Annotated in this window: 2 protein-coding genes and 1 pseudogene; 1 reads left to right on the top strand and 2 read right to left on the bottom strand. The window is 39.9% G+C overall.

Annotated elements, in window-relative coordinates; all coding sequences use genetic code 11:
- On the bottom strand, positions 1-463 hold a 463-nt coding region (locus ACTF6W_RS11210; RefSeq protein ID WP_438994632.1), incomplete at its 3' end, for a protein-disulfide reductase DsbD domain-containing protein.
- A gap of 106 nt (positions 464-569) precedes the next feature.
- Between ACTF6W_RS11210 and galE the strand changes: the two are divergent.
- A pseudogene (gene galE / locus ACTF6W_RS11205) lies at positions 570-1583 on the top strand (UDP-glucose 4-epimerase GalE).
- An 8-nt stretch (positions 1584-1591) separates the two neighbouring features.
- Here galE and ACTF6W_RS11200 read toward each other — a convergent pair.
- On the bottom strand, positions 1592-2398 hold an 807-nt coding region (locus tag ACTF6W_RS11200; protein WP_438994631.1), incomplete at its 5' end, for a complex I NDUFA9 subunit family protein.

Raw genomic sequence — 2398 nt, 5'->3', positions numbered from 1 at the left:
TAATTTTAGCATCTTGCGGCACACAAAGCGCATCAGAACATATTAGCCAAAATGCGCTGCCGTTTAATACGACATTATCGCCCACGAAATCCTCGGAAACCCTTCCATCAGCAACGATCGTAACTTTTCCTTCATAACCATAGGAAACAATTTCTTCAAATGGTATTAAATGAGGCGTTTTAAACTGTAACGCATCAATTTCAACACCATCAGGTATTTGCCATTCCATTTCAAGTTTAAGTCCGGCATCACCAGGGTTTTCCCAGTAACCATGCCATCCCTCATCAGGGTCCATTTCGATGATCACCGAAAATTCCGAACCAGGTGCCACCGACGTTTTATCCGTATGAAGTCCCAGTTGCGCCAAATCAGTACGAACTACTTCTGCAAATGAAATATTTACAAAAGCAATTAAATACACAAAAAATGCGCCTATCGCGCGATAAGATAATAATTTATTCATAGTCTTCACTTACACTCTTTCAATTATAACACGCAAGTCAAATTTATGTGTACTTATGTGAGTAGCTTGAAATATAACATTAAGCATTAAAAACAGGAAAGAATCGATGAATATTTTAGTGACAGGTAGCACAGGTTATATCGGAAGCCATACAGTTCTCCAGCTTTTAGAAGCGGGACATAATGTCACGGTCATTGATAACCTATGCAATTCAAACACAGAATCACTTAATCGCATACGTAATATTACTGGAATAAATCAATTTGATTTCTTCGAGATCGATATCAGAGATCATGAAGCACTCGACCAATTATTTGCTCGCAAAAGATTTGGGGCCGTTATTCACTTTGCCGGATTAAAAGCCGTTGGAGAAAGTAACGAAAAACCACTTGAATATTATGATAATAATGTTGGTGGGACGACAATCCTTTGTAATGCAATGAGAAAAGCAAATGTAAAAACACTTGTTTTTAGTTCATCCGCCACAGTATATGGCGACCCTGAAGTTGTTCCAATTCCAGAAAGCGCGAGAACAGGCGGCACAACCAATCCATATGGCACATCAAAATTGATGATCGAACAAATGTTAGAAGATTTAAGTAAGTCTGATCACACTTGGAATATTGCTCGCCTTCGATATTTTAACCCTGTTGGCGCCCACGACAGCGGTATGATCGGCGAAGACCCAAGCGGCATACCAAATAATTTAATGCCCTATATTACAGGTGTTGCCGCCGGAAAATATCCTGAATTATCCGTATTTGGTGATGACTATGATACTAAAGACGGTACCGGGGTTCGTGATTATATTCATGTGATGGATTTAGCCGCCGGCCATTTAAAAGCACTAGAAAAATTAACCGAAAAACCCGGCTTGGTTACGTATAATCTTGGCACTGGTAACGGTTATAGCGTCTTGGATATGACTAAGGCTTTTGAAGATGCCAATGATATTAAAATTCCCTATAAAATCACCCCTCGCCGTCAAGGGGATATTGCCAGCTGATACGCCGATGCATCACGTGCGAAGACAGAATTAAATTGGCAGGCAACACGCGGTCTAACTGAAATGGTAAAGGACGCCTGGAATTGGCAATCTAAAAACCCTACTGGTTATTAAAATTTAGATCACTGAACCGTTCTAAATTGTCCCATTGGACGATGAAGAAATAAATAATTCGGAATAATAGCTTCTGGTGGTGTCGCTTCAACCCCAAGATCAGAGAGCTTCAATGCATCATCTGATACCACATTATCTTTTTCTAATAATCTCATTTGGTCAATGGTAACCATTGGATTTGGCAGCATACCAAAGAAAAATGCTTGAAAATATGCCATTTGAATTGGAATTGTAATAAGCGGAACATTTTGTTCTGTGACTTTATTCACCATTTCAAGCAGTTCTCGGAAACTATAAGCCTTTGGCCCACCTAATTCATAAATTTTACCGGCGTGATCTTCATCTGAAATAATGGAAACAATCGCATCTGCAACATCACCAACATATACAGTTTGGAATTTAGTGTCACCGCAGATTACTGGCAACATGCGAAATGATTTTGCCATCGCTGCAAATTTATTGAAGAAATTATCATCCGCACCAAATACAACACTTGGGCGAATTATAGAGGCATTTGGGAAATTCTTTAAAACTGCTTTTTCACCCGCCGCTTTTGATTTTGCATATTTTGAATCAGATTCGTCATCTGCACCTATTGCCGACATATGAACCAGCGACTTAACATTCGCGGCAGCGGCAACTTCTGCGACAAGCCCCGCACCTTCATCATGAATTTTACCAAATGACTGTTTTCCACTTTCAAAAAGCACCCCAACCAAGTTTACGACATGATCAGCACCATTAATAGCGGCTTCAATTGAAGGTTTATTTCTGACATTGGCTTGGGCCAAATGTACTTGGCCAAGATCACCAAG

Origin of the sequence: Pseudemcibacter sp., from assembly GCF_965661635.1 — a bacterium.
Lineage (GTDB): Bacteria > Pseudomonadota > Alphaproteobacteria > Sphingomonadales > Emcibacteraceae > Pseudemcibacter.
This window is presented reverse-complemented; position numbering and strand designations above follow the sequence as displayed.